The 21,708-nt window shown below is 42.2% G+C and carries 18 protein-coding genes; 10 read left to right on the top strand and 8 right to left on the bottom strand.

The features are described 5' to 3' along the window. Window positions 1-2: 2 nt before the first annotated feature. On the top strand, window positions 3-701 hold the full coding sequence (locus Q0064_RS01510) for an SDR family oxidoreductase (protein WP_366094585.1): 699 nt from the start codon (window positions 3-5) through the stop codon (window positions 699-701). Further along, a complete protein-coding gene (locus Q0064_RS01505; protein ID WP_298143235.1) occupies window positions 698-1,987 on the top strand; it encodes a deoxyribodipyrimidine photo-lyase in 1,290 nt (429 codons plus the stop codon). Before Q0064_RS01510 ends, Q0064_RS01505 begins: the two co-directional genes overlap by 4 nt. Here the strand turns inward: Q0064_RS01505 and Q0064_RS01500 are convergent. Beyond that, complete coding sequence (locus tag Q0064_RS01500; RefSeq protein WP_298143231.1) at window positions 1,976-2,635, bottom strand: HAD family hydrolase; 660 nt, start codon at window positions 2,633-2,635, stop codon at window positions 1,976-1,978. The genes Q0064_RS01505 and Q0064_RS01500 overlap by 12 nt on opposite strands. Before the next feature lie 238 nt (window positions 2,636-2,873). On the opposite strand from Q0064_RS01500, the gene Q0064_RS01495 reads away from it, so the two are divergent. From Q0064_RS01495 to Q0064_RS01480, 4 genes are read left to right on the top strand one after another with little or no spacing between them, the layout of a single operon-like run. Next, complete coding sequence (locus Q0064_RS01495; RefSeq protein WP_094485002.1) at window positions 2,874-3,416, top strand: sigma-70 family RNA polymerase sigma factor; 543 nt, start codon at window positions 2,874-2,876, stop codon at window positions 3,414-3,416. Between the two features lie 30 nt (window positions 3,417-3,446). Further along, complete coding sequence (locus Q0064_RS01490; RefSeq protein WP_298143223.1) at window positions 3,447-3,851, top strand: hypothetical protein; 405 nt, start codon at window positions 3,447-3,449, stop codon at window positions 3,849-3,851. Further along, on the top strand, window positions 3,848-4,273 hold the full coding sequence (locus Q0064_RS01485; RefSeq protein WP_298143220.1) for a sensor of ECF-type sigma factor: 426 nt from the start codon (window positions 3,848-3,850) through the stop codon (window positions 4,271-4,273). The genes Q0064_RS01490 and Q0064_RS01485 overlap by 4 nt, the downstream gene beginning before the upstream one ends. Window positions 4,274-4,330: 57 nt before the next feature. Next, window positions 4,331-5,521 (top strand): LETM1-related biofilm-associated protein, encoded by a 1,191-nt coding sequence (locus tag Q0064_RS01480; RefSeq protein WP_298143217.1) that lies wholly within the window; start codon window positions 4,331-4,333, stop codon window positions 5,519-5,521. Between the two features lie 95 nt (window positions 5,522-5,616). Here the strand turns inward: Q0064_RS01480 and can are convergent, their stop codons facing one another. Genes can through Q0064_RS01465 form a run of 3 tightly spaced genes read right to left on the bottom strand, consistent with a single transcriptional unit; the run spans window position 5,617 to window position 8,415 of the window. Then, complete coding sequence (gene can / locus Q0064_RS01475) at window positions 5,617-6,252, bottom strand: carbonate dehydratase (protein ID WP_298143214.1); 636 nt, start codon at window positions 6,250-6,252, stop codon at window positions 5,617-5,619. Window positions 6,253-6,261: 9 nt separating this feature from the next. After that, window positions 6,262-7,929 carry a SulP family inorganic anion transporter gene (locus Q0064_RS01470; RefSeq protein WP_298143209.1) on the bottom strand — a complete coding sequence of 556 codons (1,668 nt, stop codon included), beginning with the start codon at window positions 7,927-7,929 and terminating at the stop codon, window positions 6,262-6,264. Window positions 7,930-7,932: 3 nt separating this feature from the next. Continuing rightward, the gene (locus tag Q0064_RS01465) at window positions 7,933-8,415 is read right to left on the bottom strand and encodes a Dps family protein (RefSeq protein WP_298143206.1); all 483 of its coding nucleotides are present in this window, start codon (window positions 8,413-8,415) and stop codon (window positions 7,933-7,935) included. Between the two features lie 96 nt (window positions 8,416-8,511). Here Q0064_RS01465 and Q0064_RS01460 point away from each other — a divergent pair, with 96 nt between their 5' ends. After that, window positions 8,512-9,456, top strand: a complete 945-nt coding sequence (locus Q0064_RS01460; RefSeq protein WP_094486604.1) for a LysR substrate-binding domain-containing protein — start codon at window positions 8,512-8,514, stop codon at window positions 9,454-9,456. A 142-nt stretch (window positions 9,457-9,598) separates the two neighbouring features. Here the strand turns inward: Q0064_RS01460 and Q0064_RS01455 are convergent, their stop codons facing one another. Both Q0064_RS01455 and gyrA read right to left on the bottom strand, forming a co-directional pair. Beyond that, window positions 9,599-10,927, bottom strand: a complete 1,329-nt coding sequence (locus Q0064_RS01455) for a tetratricopeptide repeat protein (protein ID WP_298143197.1) — start codon at window positions 10,925-10,927, stop codon at window positions 9,599-9,601. A 10-nt stretch (window positions 10,928-10,937) separates the two neighbouring features. Further along, a complete protein-coding gene (gene gyrA, locus Q0064_RS01450) occupies window positions 10,938-13,463 on the bottom strand; it encodes a DNA gyrase subunit A (protein ID WP_298143195.1) in 2,526 nt (841 codons plus the stop codon). A gap of 252 nt (window positions 13,464-13,715) precedes the next feature. Here gyrA and Q0064_RS01445 point away from each other — a divergent pair, with 252 nt between their 5' ends. Both Q0064_RS01445 and rimK read left to right on the top strand, forming a co-directional pair. Next, window positions 13,716-16,259 (top strand): ATP-dependent Clp protease ATP-binding subunit, encoded by a 2,544-nt coding sequence (locus Q0064_RS01445; RefSeq protein WP_298143191.1) that lies wholly within the window; start codon window positions 13,716-13,718, stop codon window positions 16,257-16,259. Window positions 16,260-16,377: 118 nt separating this feature from the next. Then, on the top strand, window positions 16,378-17,808 hold the full coding sequence (gene rimK, locus Q0064_RS01440; RefSeq protein WP_298143189.1) for a 30S ribosomal protein S6--L-glutamate ligase: 1,431 nt from the start codon (window positions 16,378-16,380) through the stop codon (window positions 17,806-17,808). An 80-nt stretch (window positions 17,809-17,888) separates the two neighbouring features. Here the strand turns inward: rimK and Q0064_RS01435 are convergent, their stop codons facing one another. Next, a complete protein-coding gene (locus Q0064_RS01435) occupies window positions 17,889-18,779 on the bottom strand; it encodes a hypothetical protein (protein ID WP_298143186.1) in 891 nt (296 codons plus the stop codon). A gap of 103 nt (window positions 18,780-18,882) precedes the next feature. Here Q0064_RS01435 and Q0064_RS01430 point away from each other — a divergent pair, with 103 nt between their 5' ends. Beyond that, on the top strand, window positions 18,883-19,917 hold the full coding sequence (locus tag Q0064_RS01430) for a formimidoylglutamase (protein ID WP_298143183.1): 1,035 nt from the start codon (window positions 18,883-18,885) through the stop codon (window positions 19,915-19,917). A gap of 49 nt (window positions 19,918-19,966) precedes the next feature. Here the strand turns inward: Q0064_RS01430 and Q0064_RS01425 are convergent, their stop codons facing one another. After that, the gene (locus Q0064_RS01425) at window positions 19,967-20,515 is read right to left on the bottom strand and encodes a fasciclin domain-containing protein (protein ID WP_298143180.1); all 549 of its coding nucleotides are present in this window, start codon (window positions 20,513-20,515) and stop codon (window positions 19,967-19,969) included. Between the last annotated feature and the right edge of the window lie 1,193 nt (window positions 20,516-21,708).

The raw sequence follows: 21,708 nt of genomic DNA, 5'->3' as shown, positions 1-21,708 counted from the left end.
TCATGAAAAATATTTTAATTATCGGCGGAACCTCGGGTATAGGAAAAGCCTTGACTGAAAAATTAAGTGCTACACATAAACTTTATGTGACCTCACGTAATCCACTGGCTAGCAATAATCCAAACCTTACGTATTTACAGTACGATGTTGCTACTGGCGATTTCCCAGCAGCTGCACTTCCGGCACATTTAGACGGTGTGGTGTATTGCCCAGGCACGATAAACTTACGTCCGTTTAAAGGCATAAAACCCGAAACGTTTGAACAAGACTTGCAAGTGAATTTTATTGGTTTGGTAAAGACCTTGCAACAGGTTTTACCGCTTTTACAGGCAGCTCCGAACGCTTCGGTGGTAGCTTTTAGCACGGTTGCCGTAAAAATGGGAATGCCGTTTCACACTTCAGTAGCTGGAGCAAAAGGTGCTATCGAAGGTTTTGCACGTGCCTTTGCGGCAGAATTTGCACCTAAAATTCGTATGAATGTGATTGCGCCTTCGTTAACCGATACGCCACTGGCAGATAAGTTTTTAAACAGCGATGTGAAGCGCGAGAAATCGGCCGAACGTCATCCGCTTAAAAAAGTCGGTACGCCTGAGGAAATTGCTTCGGCGGCAGTTTATCTGTTGTCTGAAGATTCCAGTTGGATTAGTGGTCAGATTTTCCATATTGATGGAGGAATGTCATCTTTATTAACTTCGGTATGATCGTATTTTGGTTTAGACGCGATTTGCGTATGCACGACAACGCGGGCTTAGCTGCGGCATTAGCTTCCGGACAGCCGGTATTACCTTTATTTGTTTACGATACCGACATTTTGGATCAATTGCCGAAAGACGATCATCGTTTGGCATTTATTCATCAGCTTTTGGAACGAATACAATCGCAGTTGCAGAAGCACGGGAAAGCGCTCGCTACTTTTCACGGAAAGCCGATCGATGTATTTAAGAAATTACGCGAAACGCACGGTATCACAGCTATTTACACCAACCGCGACTACGAACCGGCCGCGCGCGAACGAGATAAAGCCATTTATGAATGGGCTTGCGCCGAAAAAATAGAGTACAAAAGTTTCAAAGATCAGGTGATTTTTGAACGTTCGGAAATTGTGAAAGACGACGGAAGTCCGTATGTGGTGTACACGCCCTATTCCAAACGTTGGCTGAGTGTTTTCGAAAACAAAACGCTAGAAACCTATCAAAGCGACCACACCTTTGAGCCGTATGTTGCACACTCGTTCCCGTTTTTAGGTCTTGCCGACATTGGTTTTACCGAACCCACAATCAAAATTGAGGAACCGAATACAGCCGCATCGTTGATTGATGCGTATGGCGAGCAACGTAACTTTCCTGCTGTGAAAGCCACCTCGAAATTGAGTCCGCATTTGCGATTTGGTTCTGTTTCTATACGCGAATTGGTTCAGAAAGCCAATAAAAGTGCCGATAAAACCTTTTTGAAGGAGCTGATTTGGCGCGAGTTTTTTATGATGATTTTGTATCATTATCCGCATACCGTAACCAAGAGCTTTAAGCCAGCCTATGACCGGATTGAATGGCGCAATAACGAGGAAGAATTTAAATCTTGGTGCGAAGGAAAAACCGGATTTCCGATGGTGGATGCCGGCATGCGCGAACTGAACCGAACCGGCTGGATGCACAATCGGGTGCGTTTGGTTGTAGCGTCGTTCTTGTGCAAGCACTTACTGATCGATTGGCGCTGGGGCGAAGCGTACTTTGCTTTGAAACTCTCCGACTACGAGCAATCGAGCAATGTGGGCAACTGGCAGTGGGCAGCGGGAAGCGGTGTTGATGCTGCGCCGTATTTCCGAATTTTCAATCCCGCGGAACAAATCAAAAAGTTTGATCCGAAATTGGTGTATTGCAAACGTAACATTCCGGAACTAGAAACAACGTACTATCCGAGTCCGATTGTTGATCACAAAACGGCACGCGATCGTTGTTTGCAAGTGTACAAAGCCGGATTAGAATCTTAAGTTGCGAATCTTTTCTGCGTTAAGCTCCGAAAAATGATTGATCACCAAATTAGCGGTATCGTATTTTTGGTTTAGGCTGTGCGGACTTTTATAGCCCACACAAAAAACACCGGCAGCATTGGCGGCTTTTATACCGTTAGTGCTGTCTTCTATGACGATGCAAGCCGTTTTTGGCTGCCTTGATTTTTCCACCGCATCTAAAAAAATAGCAGGATGAGGCTTTGACTGCGGAAAATCTTCGCCACTAACGATGTGAGAAAAGTACGGATGTAAGGCAAAGCGGTCGAAGACACGTTTGATGGTTACTTTCGCAGAGGAAGAAGCTAAAAGTAATTGAAAACCAGAGCTATGCAACGATTTAATCAAGTCGAATGCACCTTCGATTAACTCCAAATCGGGTTTGGTATCGAAGGCATCGTTGAACAAATCGCGTTTCCGATTCACTAATTCGGCGGGATCGTGCGGCAACTGAAAATGAGCTACAATTTTTTGGTAGGTATTTATGGTGGAATAGCCGGTGAATGTTCCGTACAATTCGTCGGGAACATCGATGTTTAACTCTTTAAAATGCTGGTGATAGGCGTAGTAATGAATGGGTTCGGTATCTACAATAACGCCATCCATATCGAAAATTACGGTATTTATCATAGTGATTTTTCTTTCGGAAAAGTACCTACTAAAAGGCAAAAACAAGGTTTAGTTTGGAAAAGCAAAGGAACGTATTTATGCAGTTTCTCTGAAATAAATTTAGGTTAAGATTTAGGATTTGGTACAGCCATTTTTGTTTGAAAAAATCGTTGAAAAGGACGAAAAGTGCAACGAATTACAACTTTTTTCGGTGGATTAAACCTTATGAACTAATTTCGGTCATATTCAAAACGGCAATTTGAAAGACGACGCGTTTATATGGGCACAACTATCCGATCCGGCTACGCAGGAACGGGCCTTCGCGTTATTGGTAAAGACCTACGGCAAACGCTTGTATGCGCACATTCGTGGAATCGTAATTAGTCACGACGATACAAACGACGTACTTCAGAATACCTTCATCAAAGTTTTTCGCCACATCGACTCGTTTAAAGGCGACAGCAAATTATACACTTGGCTGTATCGTATTGCTACGAACGAATCGCTCACCTTCTTAGAGCAAAAGTCACGAAAATCAGGCGTTTCTATTGAACAGCTGCAAGTATCGGAATTTGAAACGAGTGGCTTGGACAATGAAATGGATGGCGAGGCTATTGCAGCTACTTTACAAAAGGCGTTGTTGCAACTCCCAGCGAAACAGCAACTCGTTTTTAGAATGAAGTACTTTGATGAACTTACCTATGAAGAAATTGCCGAAATCACCGGAACTACGGTTGGTGCTTTAAAAGCTTCGTACCACCACGCCGTTCGAAAAATTGAAGATTTTATCCGAGCACTTTAAACCTTTTGAAAACTCAGACGTCAAACCTATATGAAAGATTTTAAACTAGATACACAGCCGAAGATCAAGACTGTTTTTGAGGCGAGCGACACGTATCTCGACCAGCTGCAAAAGCAGGTAGTTTCTTCCATTCAACAAGAAAAAAACAAAAAAGCAGCATTCAGAATCAGCACGCGCGGAATCTGGAGGTATGCTGCAGCTGCTGTTGTGGTAATTGCCGCAAGCATTCCCATTGTAAATAATTCGTTGGTTACTACCGAGCCTACTTCTTCGGAAATCGAACACGAGTTATTGCGCAATGTCGATTTTGGTAGCGTGGCTTTTGCTTTAGATAACGAACTTTCGCTCGTTACAACCGAAAGTGAATCTACAGATCCCGTTGAAAACGAACTCCTTGAAAATACTAATGTGGAATTCCTAATTACAGAACCATGAAAAAATTACTCCTCATACTACTCATTTGCGCTAGCTCGGTTTCTTTTGCTCAAGAAGGTCGAGAAGGCGGACGGATAGACGCCATGCGAATTGCTTTCATCACCGAACGACTCGAACTTACGCCCGCTGAAGCCGAAAAATTTTGGCCGGTTTACAACGCGTACCGCAGTCGCGAGAAAGAAATCCGAAAGTCAAAATACATGACCGTTCGCGGCATCGCCAATGCCAATTTAACTGAAAAAGAGGCGGCTACGGCTTTGGCTGAGATTGAAAAAGGTGAAACAGATTTGCATGAAAATCGGCGCGGTTTTATCTCTAAACTCAAGCAAATCATCCCTGCATTGAAAATTCTGAAATTGAAAAAGGCTGAAGACGATTTTAACAGACAGCTTTTAAAAAGATATCGAAATAATAAAGATTGATTGCTATAAATAGGCACTCGTTTTCATAGCTTTGACGTCTAAAACGGGAGTGCCATTATGATCAATCCTTCGGCAAACGGTTGGATTAAACGATTTTTCACCGAACTCAATCTGAGCGTGAAACCTTCGCAAGATCGCGAGTTGTTTTACGACAGCTTGCGTAAAATGGGCATTGTTTACGGTCAGGCCATTTCGCTTCCCGCAGAAGAAATTCAACTTGTAGCTAAAATCTCGCACGACGAACTTTCGAAAATCTGCCTACTCTACTCGCATTTTCAAGTGTATCGATTGTTGCAGCTATCAGACGATGCTACCGATTTCGGCACACAACTCATCGCTTTTTACAATCAGTTGTACGGAAATCGCTCTACAATCCTCAAAAAAGTACTGCCCGACTCGGATGTCTTCGAAGAATTGGAAGAAATTTTGGAAGAACGCATCCAAACTAATGAGAACATTTTTTCGCGGAACTTCTCGCACGTAATCACAAATGCACTGCTTTTTCAAGACGTTTTGGCATTCGGACAATTTATTCGCCGAAACGAAATTCCGGAAAATTACTTGCGAAAAGTTGAAGAAGTAGCCGTTCAAATAGTACTTCGTGCTTTACAAACGCGCTCTATTCCAACGCCGTACGACGAACTCATCATCAAAGTTTTTGAAAGTTCGGTTCGCTACGCCAAAATCAAAACCGACAATCGCGAATTACTCGAATCGTTGCCGCTTTCGTACTTCGATGCGCCGCTAGAAAAGTATTATCTGCTCGATTTAGCTGCGTTAGCGCTATTTCATGAAGACGAAGCGCAGCCGATTGAAATTAAGTTTATGGAAGACTTAGCCGTTGATTTGGGATTTGAAAAATCGGTTGGCGCGCATTTCCTGCAATCGGCACACGCTTTTCTGAATACGCACCGAGCTTCTATTCCCTACCTGAATTACAAAAATCCGGTCAAACATTTCTACGACCACGCCGCAACAAACGTATCGCAGCTCATTGTTCGCAACAAAAGCCGACTCCAAAAAGAGCTTTCTAACAACAAAGATCTATTGAAATTACTGACAGATTCGACCGTTAGAAGTTTGGATGAAAAAGAAAAAAAGAAAGTAAAAAAACAGCTGTTGGAGATTTGTAAAACCATTCCTTCCCTAACCATTTTTTTACTTCCGGGCGGCAGTTTGCTATTGCCGTTATTGGTGAAATTCATTCCGCAATTGCTTCCAAGTACGTTCAACGAAAACTTAGACTAGTTGCCGAGAGTTCGATAGAAAAATATCTGTTAGATCGTTTGAAGTGACTTCTTTAACCTCCACTTCAACGTTGTGTCTCAAGCAAAGTCTCGCTATTAAAATCGCAACTGATACACCAAATCGAGTTCTTTTTCAGAGCTGATGTTCACTTGTAAATCGGTTACAAATCCCGAATTAAGTCCGTAAACCCAGCCGTGCAGCGCCAAATCTTGTCCGTTTCGCCAAGCAGTTTGTACGATCGAAGTTTTTGCCAAATCGTACACCTGTTCTTTAACGTTAATTTCCACGAACTTATTAAAACGGTCTTCTTCCTGAACGATGCTATCTAGATACGTGTGATGTAAACGATAAACGTCTTTTATATGGCGAATCCAATTATCGATTATGCCGATACTGCTGTTGCCCATGGCTGCCTTTACACCGCCACAACCGTAATGTCCGCAAACAATTACGTGCTTCACCTTAAGAACATTCACAGCATAATCTAAAACGCTGAGCATGTTTATATCGCTGTGAATAACCATATTGGCGATGTTTCTGTGCACAAAAACTTCACCGGGTTTTGCACCGATAATTTCGTTTGCAGGTACGCGCGAATCCGAGCAACCAATCCAGAGTAACGGCGGTTGCTGTCCTTTAGCTAAATCTTCAAAAAAATGGGGATCTTTCTCTAAAGATTTCACAACCCATTCGCGATTATTATCTAGTATTTTCTTGTAAAAAGCATCCATCGGCTCGTTTTAAAAATTGTTATCGGTTATTTCTTTTACGACCGTTTGTCGCTTTGCTACGTCGTAATATTGTTCTATGCGCACTTGAGGTACCGTTTCGGGCGCGTTATCGAGTTTGTACTCTTCTTTAAAACCGCGCAGTTTCACACTGATGTTTCGTTCTTTGGCTCGAACTTCGGTAAACTCTTTAATTAAATCCAAAATATCGTTTGCAATATAAACGGTTTGATGCGCGGTAATAAGCACTCGTGAATTTTCTGGAATGGCAGCTAAGGTATTTTTTATCGCTGTTTTATTTAAAAAGGAAACTTCCTGAGCCAGACTAATGTGAGTTACCTCGCCGTCGGTATACATTTCTCGCGTAACATCAAAGGCTTTACGAAGATTTCCCCACAAAACGAAGATGATACTTAAAACCAATCCCAACGCCACGCCAATCAGTAAATCGGTTAAGATTACGGCGAGAAACGTCAGCAAAAAGGGTAAAAACTGATACTTGCCCCGTTTCCAAAAGTGAATAAATACCGAGGGTTTCGCCAACTTGTAACCCACCATCAGCAAAATAGCGGCTAAGGTTGCAAGCGGAATCTTATTCAACAAACTAGGTATAAAAACAACAGCAACCAATAACAGTAAACCGTGCACAATAGTCGATAATTTGGTTTGTGCTCCTGCTTCTTTATTCGCCGAAGTTCGCACTACCACCGAAGTCATCGGAAGTCCGCCCAACATACTACTCAACATATTTCCAATACCTTGTGCTTTCAATTCGCGATTGGTATCGGTGTAGCGTTTGTGCACGTCCATTCGATCGGCCGCTTCAATACAAAGTAAGGTTTCAATCGAGGCAATCACTGCAATAGAAAGTGCACTCACCCAAACTTTTGAGTTTTGAATTGCCGAAAAATCCGGTGTGGTAATCAAATCCGATAGTGAGGCCAGGTCTTTAGGAACTGGTAAAGCAACCAAATGCTGCTGCTGCAGTGCCCAAGAATGCCCGTTTAGCAGCAATAAACTATTGATTAACACACCTAAAATTACAACGACCAAAGCGGCTGGCAGCAAGTTAATCTTCTTTAAAAATGGGATGTAATTCCACGAAATTAGAACAACAAGCGAAACGGCGGCAATCAAAATAGCGCCGGGTTCCAAATGTTGAAAAACGTCAAAAAATTCTGTGAATGAATTCCGACCGTCGGGCTGAACAAAGGATTCATCTCCTTCGTAGTCGGCATCGTATCCAAAAGCATGCGGCAATTGTTTTAGAATAATGATAATTCCAATACCTGCCAGCATACCTTCGATTACATTGTTAGGAAAATAGTTCGAAATGGTGCCAGCCTTGATAAATCCGAGTGCCAATTGAAAAATACCTGCAATAAATACGGCCAACAAGAAGGTTTCAAAACTCCCAAGATCAATAATCGCCTTAGCAACTATGGCGGTCAAACCGGCTGCTGGTCCCGAAACACTTAAATGCGAATTCGATAAAAAACCAACAACCAAACCACCGATAACGCCAGAAATGATTCCCGGTAAAGGCGATGCTCCCGACGCCAAAGCAATGCCCAGGCATAACGGCAAGGCTACCAAAAAAACTACGAGTCCGCTGGAAACGTCTGATTTAATGTGAGAGAATAGTCCGAAGGATTGCGTTTTCAGCTGCTCTTTTACCATATGCTATAGCGATTCTTCCAACCAAGCTTTCATCATCCAAATCGTTTTTTCTTGTTCGGAAATAAAATCACTGATCATTGAGTTTGTACCTTCGTCGTTTATCTCGCCAGAAAGTTGTAGCAGCGGACGCTCTAACTCCAGCAATCCCGCCAGCGAATGCACGATTAATTGAATCGCTTTCTCGTCTTCCGAAATCGCTTTTCCCACGGCTAGTGTATTGTGCTTCACATAATCTTCAAAGGTGTGTAGCGGTTGTCCGCCGATCGTTAAAATTCGTTCAGCGATTAAATCAATCTTGAGTTGCGCATCGTTATACAATTCCTCAAACTTCACATGCAAGTCGAAAAAACGCTTTCCGCGAATGTTCCAGTGAATTCCGCGTAAATTCTGATAATACGTTTGGAAACTTGCCAATAAAACATTCAACTGCGCTATCTCTGCCTCGCATTGCTCGGTAGGCAGGCCTAAAAAATTCATCTTTTTCATAATTTCAGCATATTTTAATCAAAGATAACTTTTATAACGAAGTTTAAACATAAGGTAAAACTATACATTCTTATATTTGTATTAATAAATACTATCATGACAATAACGCAATTACAATATGTTCTCGCAGTAGCCGAATACAAGAACTTCACTCTTGCCGCCGAAAAATCGTTTGTAACACAGCCCACGCTGAGTATGCAAATCCAAAAAATCGAAGAAGAACTCGGAGTTTTGATATTCGATCGCTCCAAAAAACCTATTCAATTAACGCCAGTTGGCCAGCAAATTGTAGAACAGGCGAAGAATATTGTCTTGGAAAGCGGACGCATAAAAGATATTGTCGACCAGCAAAAAGGGTTCATCGGCGGCGATTTCAAAATTGGTATCATTCCAACCATTATGCCCACCCTTTTACCGATGTTCCTGAATAATTTCGTCAAGAAATATCCAAAGATTAACCTCATCATCGAAGAGTTAAACACGCAGGCCATCATCGAAAAACTCAAAAGTGGGCATCTCGACGCTGCGATTGCTGCCACGCCCTTAGACGAAGAGCGTTTAAAGGAATTTGTACTCTATTACGAGCCGTTTGTGGCCTACATTCCCGAACAAAATAAGCTCTCCCGTAAGTCGCTTATCAAACCGGAAGATCTCGAAATCAATGAAATTTTGCTGCTGCGCGACGGACACTGTTTCCGCGACGGCATCATCAATCTGTGCAACACGATTTCTACCGATAAAAAAGCGAACTTCCAAATTGAGAGCGGCAGTTTTGAAACCATGATTAAGCTAGCTGACGAAGGTTTGGGAATAACGCTTCTGCCCTATTTACATACCTTAGATTTATCGGAACGCAATCGCGCGAAGTTGCGCCATTTCGAAGAGCCTAAACCCGCGCGTCAGGTAAGCCTAATTTTTGGTCAAACGGCATTAAAAATGCACATCATCGAGGCTTTGCGTCAGGTTATTTCGGGTGTGGTTCGCGGTGCTATTGCCTTCCAGAACGTCGAGATTATTAGTCCGCTGCCAAATAAGAAATAGATTTTTTTGGGCGGGACGCAAGCGCACAGGCTTTCCGCGCTACACGGTAGCTTGCTCCAATCCTTCCCGCGAAAATAGTGCACAAAAAAACCGCCGATTAAATCGGCGGCGGTTTTTTTATAGACGTTTCGTAAAAAAATTACTACTTACCTTCCAGCTCTTTTAAACGTGCCTTTAACGTTTTTGCCTCGCTTTCCATATCTAGTGTGCGATAAACGTTGTATAGAGTTCTTACTGCATCGATATTATCTGCCTGTAACTCTACTGTTTTTGTTAAGTACGGCATCGCAGCTTTAAACATTTCTTCGCGTTGCTTTTTAAAAGCTTCGTACTTTTTGTTGTCAGCGTCTGAGTTACCCAGCTTATTCATTTTCTCAACGATTTCCTTCTCCCCATCTAGTTTAAGAATAGCTAAATTCAAGTAGGCATTGGCGTATGTCGGATCCAATTCAATTACGCGCTTGTAATGATTTTCAGCCTCAACCATATCTTTATTATTGTAAGCAATTACTCCCAAATTGAAGATCAAATCTTTGTTGTTTGGATCTTTTGCCAACGATTCTTTTACAAGCTCTTTGTATGTGGCAAAATCTTTCGTTTGTAAATACAAGTTTGCTTCAGAAATAATCAAAGATGTGTCATCTGGATTCGTTTTTCTAGCGTCTTTTATAGCCGCTTTTGCCTCTTCTACTTTACCTTTTTCTACTAAGATAAGTGCAATATTGCGGTAAATTTCTCCACGTTTACTCGGGATATTTTCATCTCTTGGGTTAATGTACGTTTTTAAGCTAACGAGCTTATCGCGATCTGTTTTGCTATTGAAGTACTCTTCTTTATTGCTTAATACACTTGTCGCATAGTAAGCAACACCTTCCCCAGAATAATTAACTCGCTTCAATTCATCGTAATACTTCAATGCCGTATCGTAGTCCTTAGAGTTTACGGCATAATTAGCAGCATAGTACAATTTCTCTGGATCGTTTTTATCGAGAGTGTACATGGCATAGAGAATTTCTGCACACTCTTGGTATTTCTTCTCGTTACCCAAAGAAACTACGTAATTCAATAGTAAAGTCTTAGTAGTCTGGTAGCGCTGCAAGATTTGATCGGTTAGCACTTTCTTTCCTTGCTTTTGCTCGTAGGCAAGTAAATCATTTACAGCAGTAGCAAATGCGGTCACTTTCGGTGCCGAAACTAAAGCCATCATTGCCTGTGGAGAAGCTGCCGGACCTAGTGCTGCTATTTCAATCATAGGCGTATTTGCCTCATAAAATGCTGCGTATAGTTTATCGCCTTCTTCTACAGCAACCGACTTCAATTTTTGAACTACACCTTTATATTCCGTAGCGTCTTTCGCGCTAACCTCATCCCGAGAATAAATCTTCTTTAAAGATTTTAATTCATCTTTCTGAGCTGATACTGCTGAAATACTAAAAACGGTAAAAGCAGTAATTAAAAATACTTTTTTCATATTACTCGATTTAATCTTCCGAAGTTTCAGCCTCCGGATTTTCATTAACAATTGGATCATCACCAGATTCAGTTTCCGATTCTGCTGATTCTTCTTCGTCTTCTTTAACAACCTTCGTTACTGCGGCAATCGAATCATTTCCTTTCAAGTTAATTAAACGAACACCTTGTGTAGCTCGTCCCATAACTCGTAAATCTTCCACAGCCATACGAATGGTAAGCCCCGACTTATTGATAATCATCAAATCATCGGCATCTGTTACGTTGTTAATAGCCACTAATTTACCGGTTTTCTCGGTGATATTCAAAGTTTTAACACCTTTACCACCGCGGTTCGTGATACGATAATCGTCTAAGCTCGAACGTTTTCCGTATCCGTTTTCCGACACAACCAATATTTCGCTGTTCTTATCACTTACAGCAACCATGCCAATTACTTCGTCGGCTTCGTCGGCTAAGGTAATTCCACGAACGCCAGAAGCTGTTCTTCCCATCGGACGTGTTTTGCGCTCTTCGAAACGAACTAATTTTCCAGAACGAACAGCAACTAATATGTCGCAAGTACCGTCTGTTAATTTTGCTTCTAATAATTCGTCGTCTTCACGAATCGTAATAGCAGCAACTCCATTCGCCCGTGGACGGCTGTATTGCTCCAGCGCCGTTTTCTTAACCTGACCTTTTTTGGTCACCATAATTAAGAAATGCTTATTGATGTATTCCTGATCTTTCAAATCTTGCGTACAGATAAATGCTTTTACCTTATCATCTTGCTCGATGTTAATCAAGTTCTGTATCGCACGGCCTTTGCTGGTTTTAGTTCCTTCCGGAATTTCGTACACGCGCATCCAGAAACATTTTCCTTTTTGCGTGAAGAACAACATATACTGGTGGTTTGTAGCCACATACATGTGCTCTAAGAAATCTTGGTCGCGAGTTCCAGCACTCTTCTGCCCTACGCCACCGCGGTTTTGCGTTTTGTATTCGCTCAACGGTGTACGCTTAATGTAACCGGCATGCGAAATGGTAATCACCACGTGCTCGTCGGCAATTAAGTCTTCGATACTTACATCACCGCCGCTGTACTCGATTGTCGAACGACGCTCATCGCCGTATTTCTCTTTTATTTCAGCAAGCTCTTCTTTAATCAAATTCATTCGAAGTTCTTTGCTCGCCAACAAAGCACGCAAATGCTCGATCAATTTCATGATTTCTTCGTATTCCGCGCGAAGCTTGTCTTGTTCAAGACCTGTAAGCTGACGCAAACGCATGTCGACAATAGCACGCGATTGTATTTCGCTCAAGCTGAAACGTTCCATTAAGCGTTCGCGAGCTACATCGGTATTCGCTGAACTTCTAATGATTTGGATAACTTCATCAATATTATCCGAAGCGATAATCAAACCTTCTAAAATATGGGCGCGCTCCTCTGCTTTTCTGAGATCGAACTCCGTACGGCGAACTACAACATCGTGGCGGTGTTCCACGAAATAGTGAATCAAATCTTTCAGATTCAGCATTTGTGGTCGGCCTGCAACTAGTGCAATATTGTTTACACTAAACGACGACTGTAACTGCGTATACTTATATAAGGTGTTAAGCACTACATTCGGAACGGCATCGCGCTTTAAAATGTACACGATACGCATACCTGAACGATCCGATTCGTCGCGGATGTTGGCTATACCTTCAATTTTCTTTTCGTTTACTAAATCGGCAGTACGCTTAATCATTTCTGCCTTATTCACCTGATACGGAATTTCCGTCACGATAATCGACTCACGACCTTCGATCTCCTCAAAATGAACTTTCGCGCGGATAACAATTTTACCACGACCGGTTTTAAATGCTTCCTTAACGCCGTCGTACCCGTAAATTACACCGCCTGTCGGAAAGTCAGGTGCTTTAATATGTGTAAGAAGCTCATCGACTTCAATATCGTGATTATCAATATACGCTAAAGTACCATCGATTACTTCCGTTAAGTTGTGAGGCGGCATGTTTGTTGCCATACCTACCGCAATTCCAGATGCGCCGTTAACGAGCAAATTCGGAATTTTAGTTGGCATTACCTTAGGCTCGTAAAGCGTATCGTCGAAGTTTAGTTGAAAATCAACGGTTTCTTTATCGATATCCGCCATGATTTCTTCCGAAATCTTTTTCATACGCGCTTCGGTGTAACGCATCGCCGCAGGAGAATCGCCGTCAATCGAACCAAAGTTCCCTTGACCATCTACTAATAGGTAACGCAAACTCCATTCTTGTGCCATACGAACCATGGCATCATACACCGACGAGTCGCCGTGCGGGTGGTATTTACCCAAAACCTCACCGACTATCCTCGCTGATTTTTTGTGCGCTCGGTTTGAAAGAACGCCCAGTTCGTACATTCCGTACAACACGCGACGGTGTACGGGTTTAAGTCCATCGCGAACATCAGGTAAAGCACGCGATACAATAACCGACATCGAATAATCGATGTAGGCTGACTTCATTTCATCTTCTATATTAATCGGAATTAACTTTTCGCCATCGGCCATAAGCTTGAACTATTTTAAAAACTATGTGGTTAAAAAAATCTCGCTAATATAAGGTATCTGCTTTGTGGATGATGAAAATATCATTCAAAAAATCGGGTTTTTATCAACAGTTTTTCTGCACGCCATAGTTGATAAATTAATAGAAAATTAACTGAAAATATTGCAGATTTTTTGTCACTTAGCTGACAGCTTCGCATCAGGGTACAGTTTTTGAAGCTTTTTCAGCAATAATTAAAGACCCAACTTAAAAAAATGGATGATAATTTTTCACCTCGGGTAAAAGACGTAATCACCTACAGTAAGGAAGAAGCTTTACGATTAGGGCACGATTTTATTGGCACAGAGCACCTTATGCTTGGCATTTTGCGCGACGGGAATGGCAAAGCGATTAATATTCTCAATAATCTATCTGTCGATTTAGAACACCTACGTCGAAAAGTAGAGGTTTTGAGTCCGCCGAACGACAATCCGTTAGCAAATAACGACAAGAAAAATCTGCACCTAACCAGACAAGCCGAACGCGCGCTAAAAACCACTTTCCTAGAAGCTAAACTCTATGAAAGCAAAGAAATTAGCACCGCTCACCTCTTGCTTTGTATCTTGAAAAACGACTCAGACCCTACAACCAAGCTGATGAATAAGTTGAAAATCGACTACGATTCAGCCAAAGAACAATATTTAAATATGATGCCAATCGACGATGATTTCCAGAAAAACTTGCCAAGAAACGAATCTTACAACGACGATTCAGGACAAGATGACAGTTTAAAAGAAAGTAGTTTCAACAATCCTGGAAATAAAACCAACAAGAAATCGAAAACTCCTGTTCTCGACAATTTCGGTCGCGATTTAACCGAAATGGCCGAAGAAGGAAAACTCGACCCAGTAGTTGGAAGAGAAAAAGAAATTGAACGCGTTTCGCAAATTCTAAGCCGCAGAAAAAAGAACAATCCGCTGCTTATCGGAGAACCCGGCGTAGGAAAATCGGCAATCGCCGAAGGTCTCGCACTGCGAATCATTCAAAAGAAAGTGTCGCGTATTTTGTTCAACAAACGCGTAGTCACACTCGATTTAGCGAGCTTGGTTGCCGGAACCAAATACCGCGGACAATTTGAAGAACGCATGAAAGCCGTGATGAACGAACTCGAAAAGAACGACGACATCATTCTGTTCATCGACGAGATTCACACCATCGTTGGTGCTGGCGGCGCAACCGGTTCACTAGACGCATCAAACATGTTTAAACCAGCGCTCGCTCGCGGCGAAATTCAATGTATTGGTGCCACAACACTCGACGAATACCGTCAGTACATAGAAAAAGACGGTGCCCTCGAACGACGTTTCCAAAAAGTAATCGTTGAACCTACAACCGTTGAAGAAACCATTCAAATCCTCAACAACGTTAAAGGTAAATACGAAGACCACCACAATGTTACGTTTACCCAAGAAGCTATCGAAGCTTGTGTGAAACTGACCAACCGCTACATGTCGGAACGTTTCCTTCCAGACAAAGCCATCGATGCGCTCGACGAATCGGGTTCTCGCGTTCACATCACCAATATCGAAGTTCCGAAAACCATTTTGGAACTCGAAAGGCAATTGGATGAAGTTCGCGAATTGAAAAATTCGGTCGTTAAAAAACAGAAATATGAGGAAGCAGCACGCCTTCGCGACGACGAAAAACGAATCGAAAAAGACTTGGCAATCGCCCAAGAACAGTGGGAAGCCGACTCTAAATCGAATCGTATCGTAGTTACCGAAGATCAGGTTGCCGACGTTGTTTCCATGATGACGGGCATTCCGGTAAATCGAATCGCACAAACCGAGAGTAATAAATTGGCTCAATTGCCGGAACTCATTCGCGGAAAAGTTATTGGGCAAGACGAAGCCGTTAACAAAATTGCTAAATCGATTCAACGAAATCGCGCAGGTCTTAAAGATCCGAATCGACCAATTGGTTCGTTCATTTTCTTAGGACAAACGGGTGTGGGAAAAACACAGTTGGCAAAAGTGCTTGCCCGTGAATTATTCGATTCGGAAGATTCGTTAATCCGTATCGACATGAGCGAATACATGGAGAAATTCGCTATTTCTCGACTCATCGGAGCACCTCCGGGATACGTAGGTTACGAAGAAGGCGGGCAATTAACCGAGAAAGTTCGCAGAAAACCTTACGCAGTGGTGCTTCTAGACGAAATTGAAAAAGCACACCCAGACGTATTCAACATGATGCTGCAAGTGCTCGACGATGGTTACCTAACCGATTCTTTAGGTCGAAAAATCGATTTTAGAAATACGGTTATCATCATGACGTCGAACATCGGTGCACGCCAGCTGAAAGACTTCGGACAAGGCGTTGGATTTGGAACCGCAGCTAAAGTTTCGCAAAGCGATGAGTACGCAAAAAGTGTAATTGAAAATGCGTTGAAAAAAGCCTTCGCTCCGGAATTCCTAAACCGAATCGACGATGTCATCGTGTTCAATCCGCTAGAAAAAGAAGACATAAATAAAATTATCGAAATTGAATTGAAAAACCTGTACAAGCGCATTGCTGAGTTGGGTTACCAATTGAATTTATCGGATAAAGCGAAAGCGTTTATTGCCGATAAAGGTTTCGATAAGCAATTTGGAGCACGTCCGCTAAAACGAGCCATTCAAAAATATGTGGAAGATGCTTTGGCGGAGGAAATCATCACATCGAAAATCGCTTCAGGTGATGAAATCTTTATGGATATTGAAGATAATGCCGAAGAATTAACTGTTTCTGTGAATAAAGCACAAGAACCAACCAGTTAATTATCATCGGGTTTTATTGATCTCAATGGCGTTCAGAAATTCTGGACGCCATTTTTATTATTTTCTTAAACTTAAATCAAAATCGGCGTCTTACATTTGGCTTCTTTTACATCAGAAAATGTTTGCAGATAAAGTAATTGTTGGAAGCGAAGAATGGTGCTCGTTTCCCGAATTGGGAATCCCATACATCAAGGCACGCGTCGACTCCGGAGCCAAGACCTCAGCCATTCACGCCATCAATATTTCTCCGTTTTTAAAAGACGGCGAATCGTGGGTGAAGTTCGATATCAATCCGATTCAAAACAATGTGCAAACGCTGTTGCATTGCGAAGCTAAACTCGTCGGAAAACGCGTTGTTAAAAGTTCTAGTGGCTTTCGCGAACAACGCTACGTTATCAGTTCCGTGCTTAACATCGGCGGCAGCCAATGGACGGTGGAAATTACACTGACCAACCGCGATTCGATGGGATTTCGGATGCTGCTCGGGCGCGAAGCCATGAGCGGACGCGTACTTGTTGATCCGGAACAAAAATATCTGCTCGGAATTCCTTCTTCCGACAGTATTAAAGAAGTATATAAATTCTCGCAAGTAACTAGTCTGGGATTGCGCATCGGCGTTCTGGCCAGCAATCCTGAATTGTACAGCAACAAACGAATTATGGAAGCAGGCGAGATGCGCGGACACGACATGCATTTTTTGAATATCAAAGAATGTTACATGAAACTCGACGCCACAACGCCTCAAATCAGGTATCGGGACGGACGCATTTTAAACGACTTCGACGCGATTATTCCGCGAATTCGCCCAAGTATGACCTTCTACGGAAGCGCACTCACACGCCAATTCGAAACCTTGGGAATTTACTGTTTAAATTCTGCAGCAGCGATAACACAATCGCGAGACAAGCTATATTCTTTACAATTATTACTCAATCACGGCTTAGAAATCCCAACAACGGGATTTGCGAATTCGCCTTTAGAAACGAATGATTTAATTAAAATGGTGGGCGGACCGCCGCTGATCGTCAAGCTGCTTGAAGGAACGCAAGGAAAAGGCGTGGTTTTAGCCGAAACAAAAAAGGCGGCAGAGAGCGTAATCAATGCATTTAAAAGTGTGAACGCAAACATTTTGGTGCAAGAATTCATCAAAGAAGCCAACGGAAAAGATATTCGTTGCTTCGTGGTTGATGGCAAAGTGGTTGCCGCCATACAACGTGAAGCGTTACCGGGCGAATTCCGTGCAAACATTCATTTGGGTGGAACGGCATCGGTGGTAAAAATCACGCCGCAGGAAAAGAAAATTGCCATTCGGGCCGCAAAAGCCATGGATTTAAAAGTGGCTGGCGTCGACATAATACGTTCAAGTAAAGGTCCGTTGCTGCTGGAAGTAAATTCATCGCCCGGACTAGAAGGCATTGAAGGCGCTACCAATTTTGACATTGCGGGAAGCATGATTAAATCGATTGAAAAAGTGTTTGAAGCCAAGAATTCGCAATGGACCAAGAAGCATTTTAAATCAACCGACAAGAACGAAGAGTCGGAAAACTAAAAGCGCTTACTCCTACTTGATATAATGAAAAAGGTCGGACTCTATTCGAATCCGACCTTTAGTGAATTAACAATCAAATATTATTTTAAAGAGAAGGTTGTTTTAGAAAGCAATTCATTTTTATCGAAGATATTCACATAGTACGTTCCTTTCTCAAAATCTTTACCTTTTCCATCTAAGTATTCGCAAATGTCAACCGCTTCGTTGTTGTACTCCACCGTAGTTGTAAAGCTGTACGTGAGCGAAGATTCGCCAAACGACTCGGTTTTCTTATCGCCTAAAACGTTGTTGTTGCTGTCGATAATTTGCACATAGTAGGTACGACTTCCCGACTTGGCAATGGCATTCGCTGCTAACGCAAAACAAACTTTTAATTTATCGGCACGACTTGCCTTATCCGTTTCAATTTGTTTTCCAGACGAACGTTGCTTGATCGCTTGTGTGCGCAAATTCATCACAACAATTTTCGATCCTTTCTCAACGGTTTTCGCCAGATTTTCGTTCTGTACGACCAGCGTATCGTTATACTTCTTCTGTTCGCCGAGCGCCACAACAGTGCTATCGCGTTGCTGTGTTAACTCTTCGTTGGCTTTCTTCAAAGTTTCGTTCTCTGCAATTAAAGCTTTAAACTTAGTTTGCAAATCGTTGTAACGCGTTTTAAACTGACGTAATGAAGCAGCATCGCCTTTTGATTTCTTCAAATCTTCCATTAATTGCACCACTTTATCGCGTTCAGCAATTAATTCGTCGCTCAATTCTGTTTTCTCTTCGATAGCTTTATCGTAGATACCTTTTTGAACAGCTAGCGAATCTAAAAGGGCATTTTTCTCCGATTTCACATCAACAATCTCGGTTTCAAGCGTTTTAGCATCGCTGGTCATCTTAAAAATATAAGCTAAACTGGCAATGAGTAATAGCGCTAAAATGACAACTACTGCTTTTAAACTTGAGTTACTTCTTTGTGTATCCATAGTTTTTATTTTTAAGACAAATCTAAAGTAAAAAGTCTTGTGATTATTTACGACTTATTAACGCAAGTTTATACTTTTACAACATAGCGTATTCGACTTTTTTATGGAGAAATTGAAATTGATTTCGGCAACAGATCTCGCCAAACGCACCAATTTTAGAAGTGGTGAAGTAAAATTTGGAGAGAAAATGCTCACAGTGCCGAAAGATGTAAGTGCCGAACATTTCATCGCCAACTGCGAAGCAAAATACGTGTTGTTTGGCATTCCGGAAGATATTGGCGTACGAGCTAACCACGGACGACGCGGTGCACACCAAACCTGGGACGTTGCCCTAACTGCCATAGCCAACATTCAGCACAACCGTTTTTGTAAAGGAAGTAAGATTCTCGCACTCGGCGCCATTGATACCGATGCCGAAATGGAAGCCGCCGAAAATTTGGATTATAAAGTTTCTGCCGATCGCGATGCACTAAAACTCTTGGTGGGAAAGATCGATCGCGAGGTGGCGCATTTAGTGTGTACGATTATTAAAGCGGGGAAAACACCTATTATTATTGGCGGCGGACACAACAACGCCTACGGAAACATTAAAGGAACGGCGCTGGCAAAAGGGAAATCGGTTAATGCCGTGAATTTAGACGCACATTCCGACTTCCGAATTCTGGAAGGCCGACATTCTGGAAACGGCTTTTCGTACGCCTACGAAGACGGATTTCTGAAAAAATACTTTGTCTTTGGTTTGCACGAATGCTACACCTCAAAAGCCGTACTCGATTTATTAAAGAAAACCGACGACCGCGTGCGTTTCAATACCTACGACGAAATTAAGGTGAAACGCCAAAAGAACTTCGAACAAGAACTTTTTCAAGCACTCTCATTTATTAAAACCGACTATTTTGGTGTGGAAATCGATTTAGACAGCTTGCCGTTTGTGCCCAGCAGCGCAATGACAAACAGCGGATTCTCGATCGAAGAAGCGCGGCAATTTGTGTATCACTTCGGCTCGCATCCCAACGCCAGTTATTTGCATATTTGCGAAGGAGCGCCCGAATTAGAAAATACGGGAAATCCGCAATTGCTCGGAAAACTAATTGGCTATTTACTAACCGATTTCATTAAAGCTTCGGATCGAAACTAAAAAAGTCGGACATTACGACCGACTTTCGCTCAAAACTTAAAACAAATCACTATTTATTAAGGAGAACTTGATCGATCACGTGAATTACGCCATTCGATTGGTTCACGTCGGCAATAGTAACGGTTGCGTTTCTTCCTTGCTCGTCGGTCAGAATTACATTCGAACCTTTAAGCGAAGCTTTTAATTTTCCGCCTTGTACGGTGGTAAACGTTGCGGTTCCGTTGCCTGCTTTAATAGCTTTCACTACATCGGCAGCGCTAAACTTGCCTGCCAAAACGTGGTACGTAAGTACTGCTTGCAATTGTTTTTTGTTCTCCGGTTTTAACAAAGTTTCCACGGTTCCGGCCGGAAGTGCGTCGAAAGCGGCATTTGTTGGAGCAAAAACAGTAAACGGACCTTTACCCGAAAGAGTTTCTACCAAGCCAGCGGCTTTTACAGCAGCCACCAAAGTCGTGTGATCTTTGCTGTTTACGGCGTTCTCAACAATGTTTTTTGTAGCGTACATCGGTGCTCCGCCCACTTCCGGATTTTTTTGTGCATGCACTGTTGTTGCGCCAAAAAGTACAGCTGCAACTAAAATCATTTTCAACTTTTTCATAACAATTTATTTTTTTGATTATGCTTGAAGGTACGTAGAGAAACACGAAACGGTTTTAAACTTCCTGTGAATTAACGCAAGATTAACCACAGTTTAAGAATGTGCTTATTTAAAAACCACACCTTGTTTTTGGGAAGTTAGTTCAGATAGCTCTTGGAATCGCGACGTTTACCACTTTACGTATGGTTTTACCGACCCGAACCATCGAATCATGCGAGCCTGAGCTTGTCAAAGGCTGATTTTTAGAAATTAGAAAATAGTCCCGATGGCTATCGGGAGAGAAGCTAGACTCGATGAATTCACCACTTTACGTTTCATTTTACCTCCCAAACCCGCGTATCGTCGCAGCCTGAGCTTGTCGAAGGCTGGTGCGATTTTTTGGTGGCTTGACACGTTCTGTGTTTTCCTCAACGGTACCATATTGTGCAAAATTCTGTGAGGTTCAGTGTTTTCTGTGCGCTTAAAAAGCTGGTACGTGAGCGGGTCGAAGGCTGGCGTTGTGTAAATTGTGAAAAACTTTGGGAAACATTGTGCTCCATAGATCTTTTCATCTCAAAATTTCGAAATCTCAAAATTTATCAAAAATGTGGTTTTTCCGTAAAATTTATTTCCGGGAATTTCGTACGTGGGAATCGCTCCCCATCCCTCCCGCCCCCATCGAAGCGAAGTTTTGAAAAAAAATCGACATACGATTACGGGTTTTCCACATATTTTAAAGAAGTATTAAGATGGGAGTATTAAGTATTAAGATTTGAGTATTAAGATTGAAGTATTAAGACTTCGCGACGTTCACCACTTTACGTATGGTTTTACCGACCCGAACCAGCGTATCATGCGAGCCTGAGCCTGTCGAAGGCAGCTTGTCGAAGGCTGGCGTTGTGTACATTGTGAAAAACTTTGGGAAACATTGTGCTACCTCGCTGCTTTAGCTTCTCGAAGGCTTAACCGCAAAGGGCCCAGAGATTTTCGCAAAGATCGCAATACGGAATTTTTGGAGTATTAAGATCGGAGTAATAAGTATTAAGACTTTGATGCGATCACCAATTACTGTATCGTTTTGCCCTACTGAACCTAAATATCGTGGGAGCCTGAACGTGTTGAAAGCTAATCTTTCAATCTTTTAATCTTTTAATCTTTTAATCTTTTAATCTTTTAATCTTTTAATCTTTTAATCTTTTAATCTTTTAATCTTT

Origin of the sequence: Flavobacterium sp. (genome assembly GCF_027490375.1) — a bacterium.
In the GTDB taxonomy this organism is placed as follows: domain Bacteria; phylum Bacteroidota; class Bacteroidia; order Flavobacteriales; family Flavobacteriaceae; genus Flavobacterium.
This window is presented reverse-complemented; position numbering and strand designations above follow the sequence as displayed.

Excerpts from the sequence above, each read along its gene's own strand:
- Q0064_RS01510 (WP_366094585.1), top strand. The coding sequence starts at position 3 with ATGAAAAATATTTTAATTATCGGCGGAACCTCGGGTATAGGAAAAGCC.
- Q0064_RS01505 (WP_298143235.1), top strand. The coding sequence starts at position 698 with ATGATCGTATTTTGGTTTAGACGCGATTTGCGTATGCACGACAACGCG.
- Q0064_RS01500 (WP_298143231.1), bottom strand. The coding sequence starts at position 2,635 with ATGATAAATACCGTAATTTTCGATATGGATGGCGTTATTGTAGATACC.
- Q0064_RS01490 (WP_298143223.1), top strand. The coding sequence starts at position 3,447 with ATGAAAGATTTTAAACTAGATACACAGCCGAAGATCAAGACTGTTTTT.
- Q0064_RS01485 (WP_298143220.1), top strand. The coding sequence starts at position 3,848 with ATGAAAAAATTACTCCTCATACTACTCATTTGCGCTAGCTCGGTTTCT.
- Q0064_RS01480 (WP_298143217.1), top strand. The coding sequence starts at position 4,331 with ATGATCAATCCTTCGGCAAACGGTTGGATTAAACGATTTTTCACCGAA.
- can (WP_298143214.1), bottom strand. The coding sequence starts at position 6,252 with ATGGATGCTTTTTACAAGAAAATACTAGATAATAATCGCGAATGGGTT.
- Q0064_RS01470 (WP_298143209.1), bottom strand. The coding sequence starts at position 7,929 with ATGGTAAAAGAGCAGCTGAAAACGCAATCCTTCGGACTATTCTCTCAC.
- Q0064_RS01465 (WP_298143206.1), bottom strand. The coding sequence starts at position 8,415 with ATGAAAAAGATGAATTTTTTAGGCCTGCCTACCGAGCAATGCGAGGCA.
- Q0064_RS01460 (WP_094486604.1), top strand. The coding sequence starts at position 8,512 with ATGACAATAACGCAATTACAATATGTTCTCGCAGTAGCCGAATACAAG.
- Q0064_RS01455 (WP_298143197.1), bottom strand. The coding sequence starts at position 10,927 with ATGAAAAAAGTATTTTTAATTACTGCTTTTACCGTTTTTAGTATTTCA.
- gyrA (WP_298143195.1), bottom strand. The coding sequence starts at position 13,463 with ATGGCCGATGGCGAAAAGTTAATTCCGATTAATATAGAAGATGAAATG.
- Q0064_RS01445 (WP_298143191.1), top strand. The coding sequence starts at position 13,716 with ATGGATGATAATTTTTCACCTCGGGTAAAAGACGTAATCACCTACAGT.
- rimK (WP_298143189.1), top strand. The coding sequence starts at position 16,378 with ATGTTTGCAGATAAAGTAATTGTTGGAAGCGAAGAATGGTGCTCGTTT.
- Q0064_RS01435 (WP_298143186.1), bottom strand. The coding sequence starts at position 18,779 with ATGGATACACAAAGAAGTAACTCAAGTTTAAAAGCAGTAGTTGTCATT.
- Q0064_RS01430 (WP_298143183.1), top strand. The coding sequence starts at position 18,883 with ATGGAGAAATTGAAATTGATTTCGGCAACAGATCTCGCCAAACGCACC.
- Q0064_RS01425 (WP_298143180.1), bottom strand. The coding sequence starts at position 20,515 with ATGAAAAAGTTGAAAATGATTTTAGTTGCAGCTGTACTTTTTGGCGCA.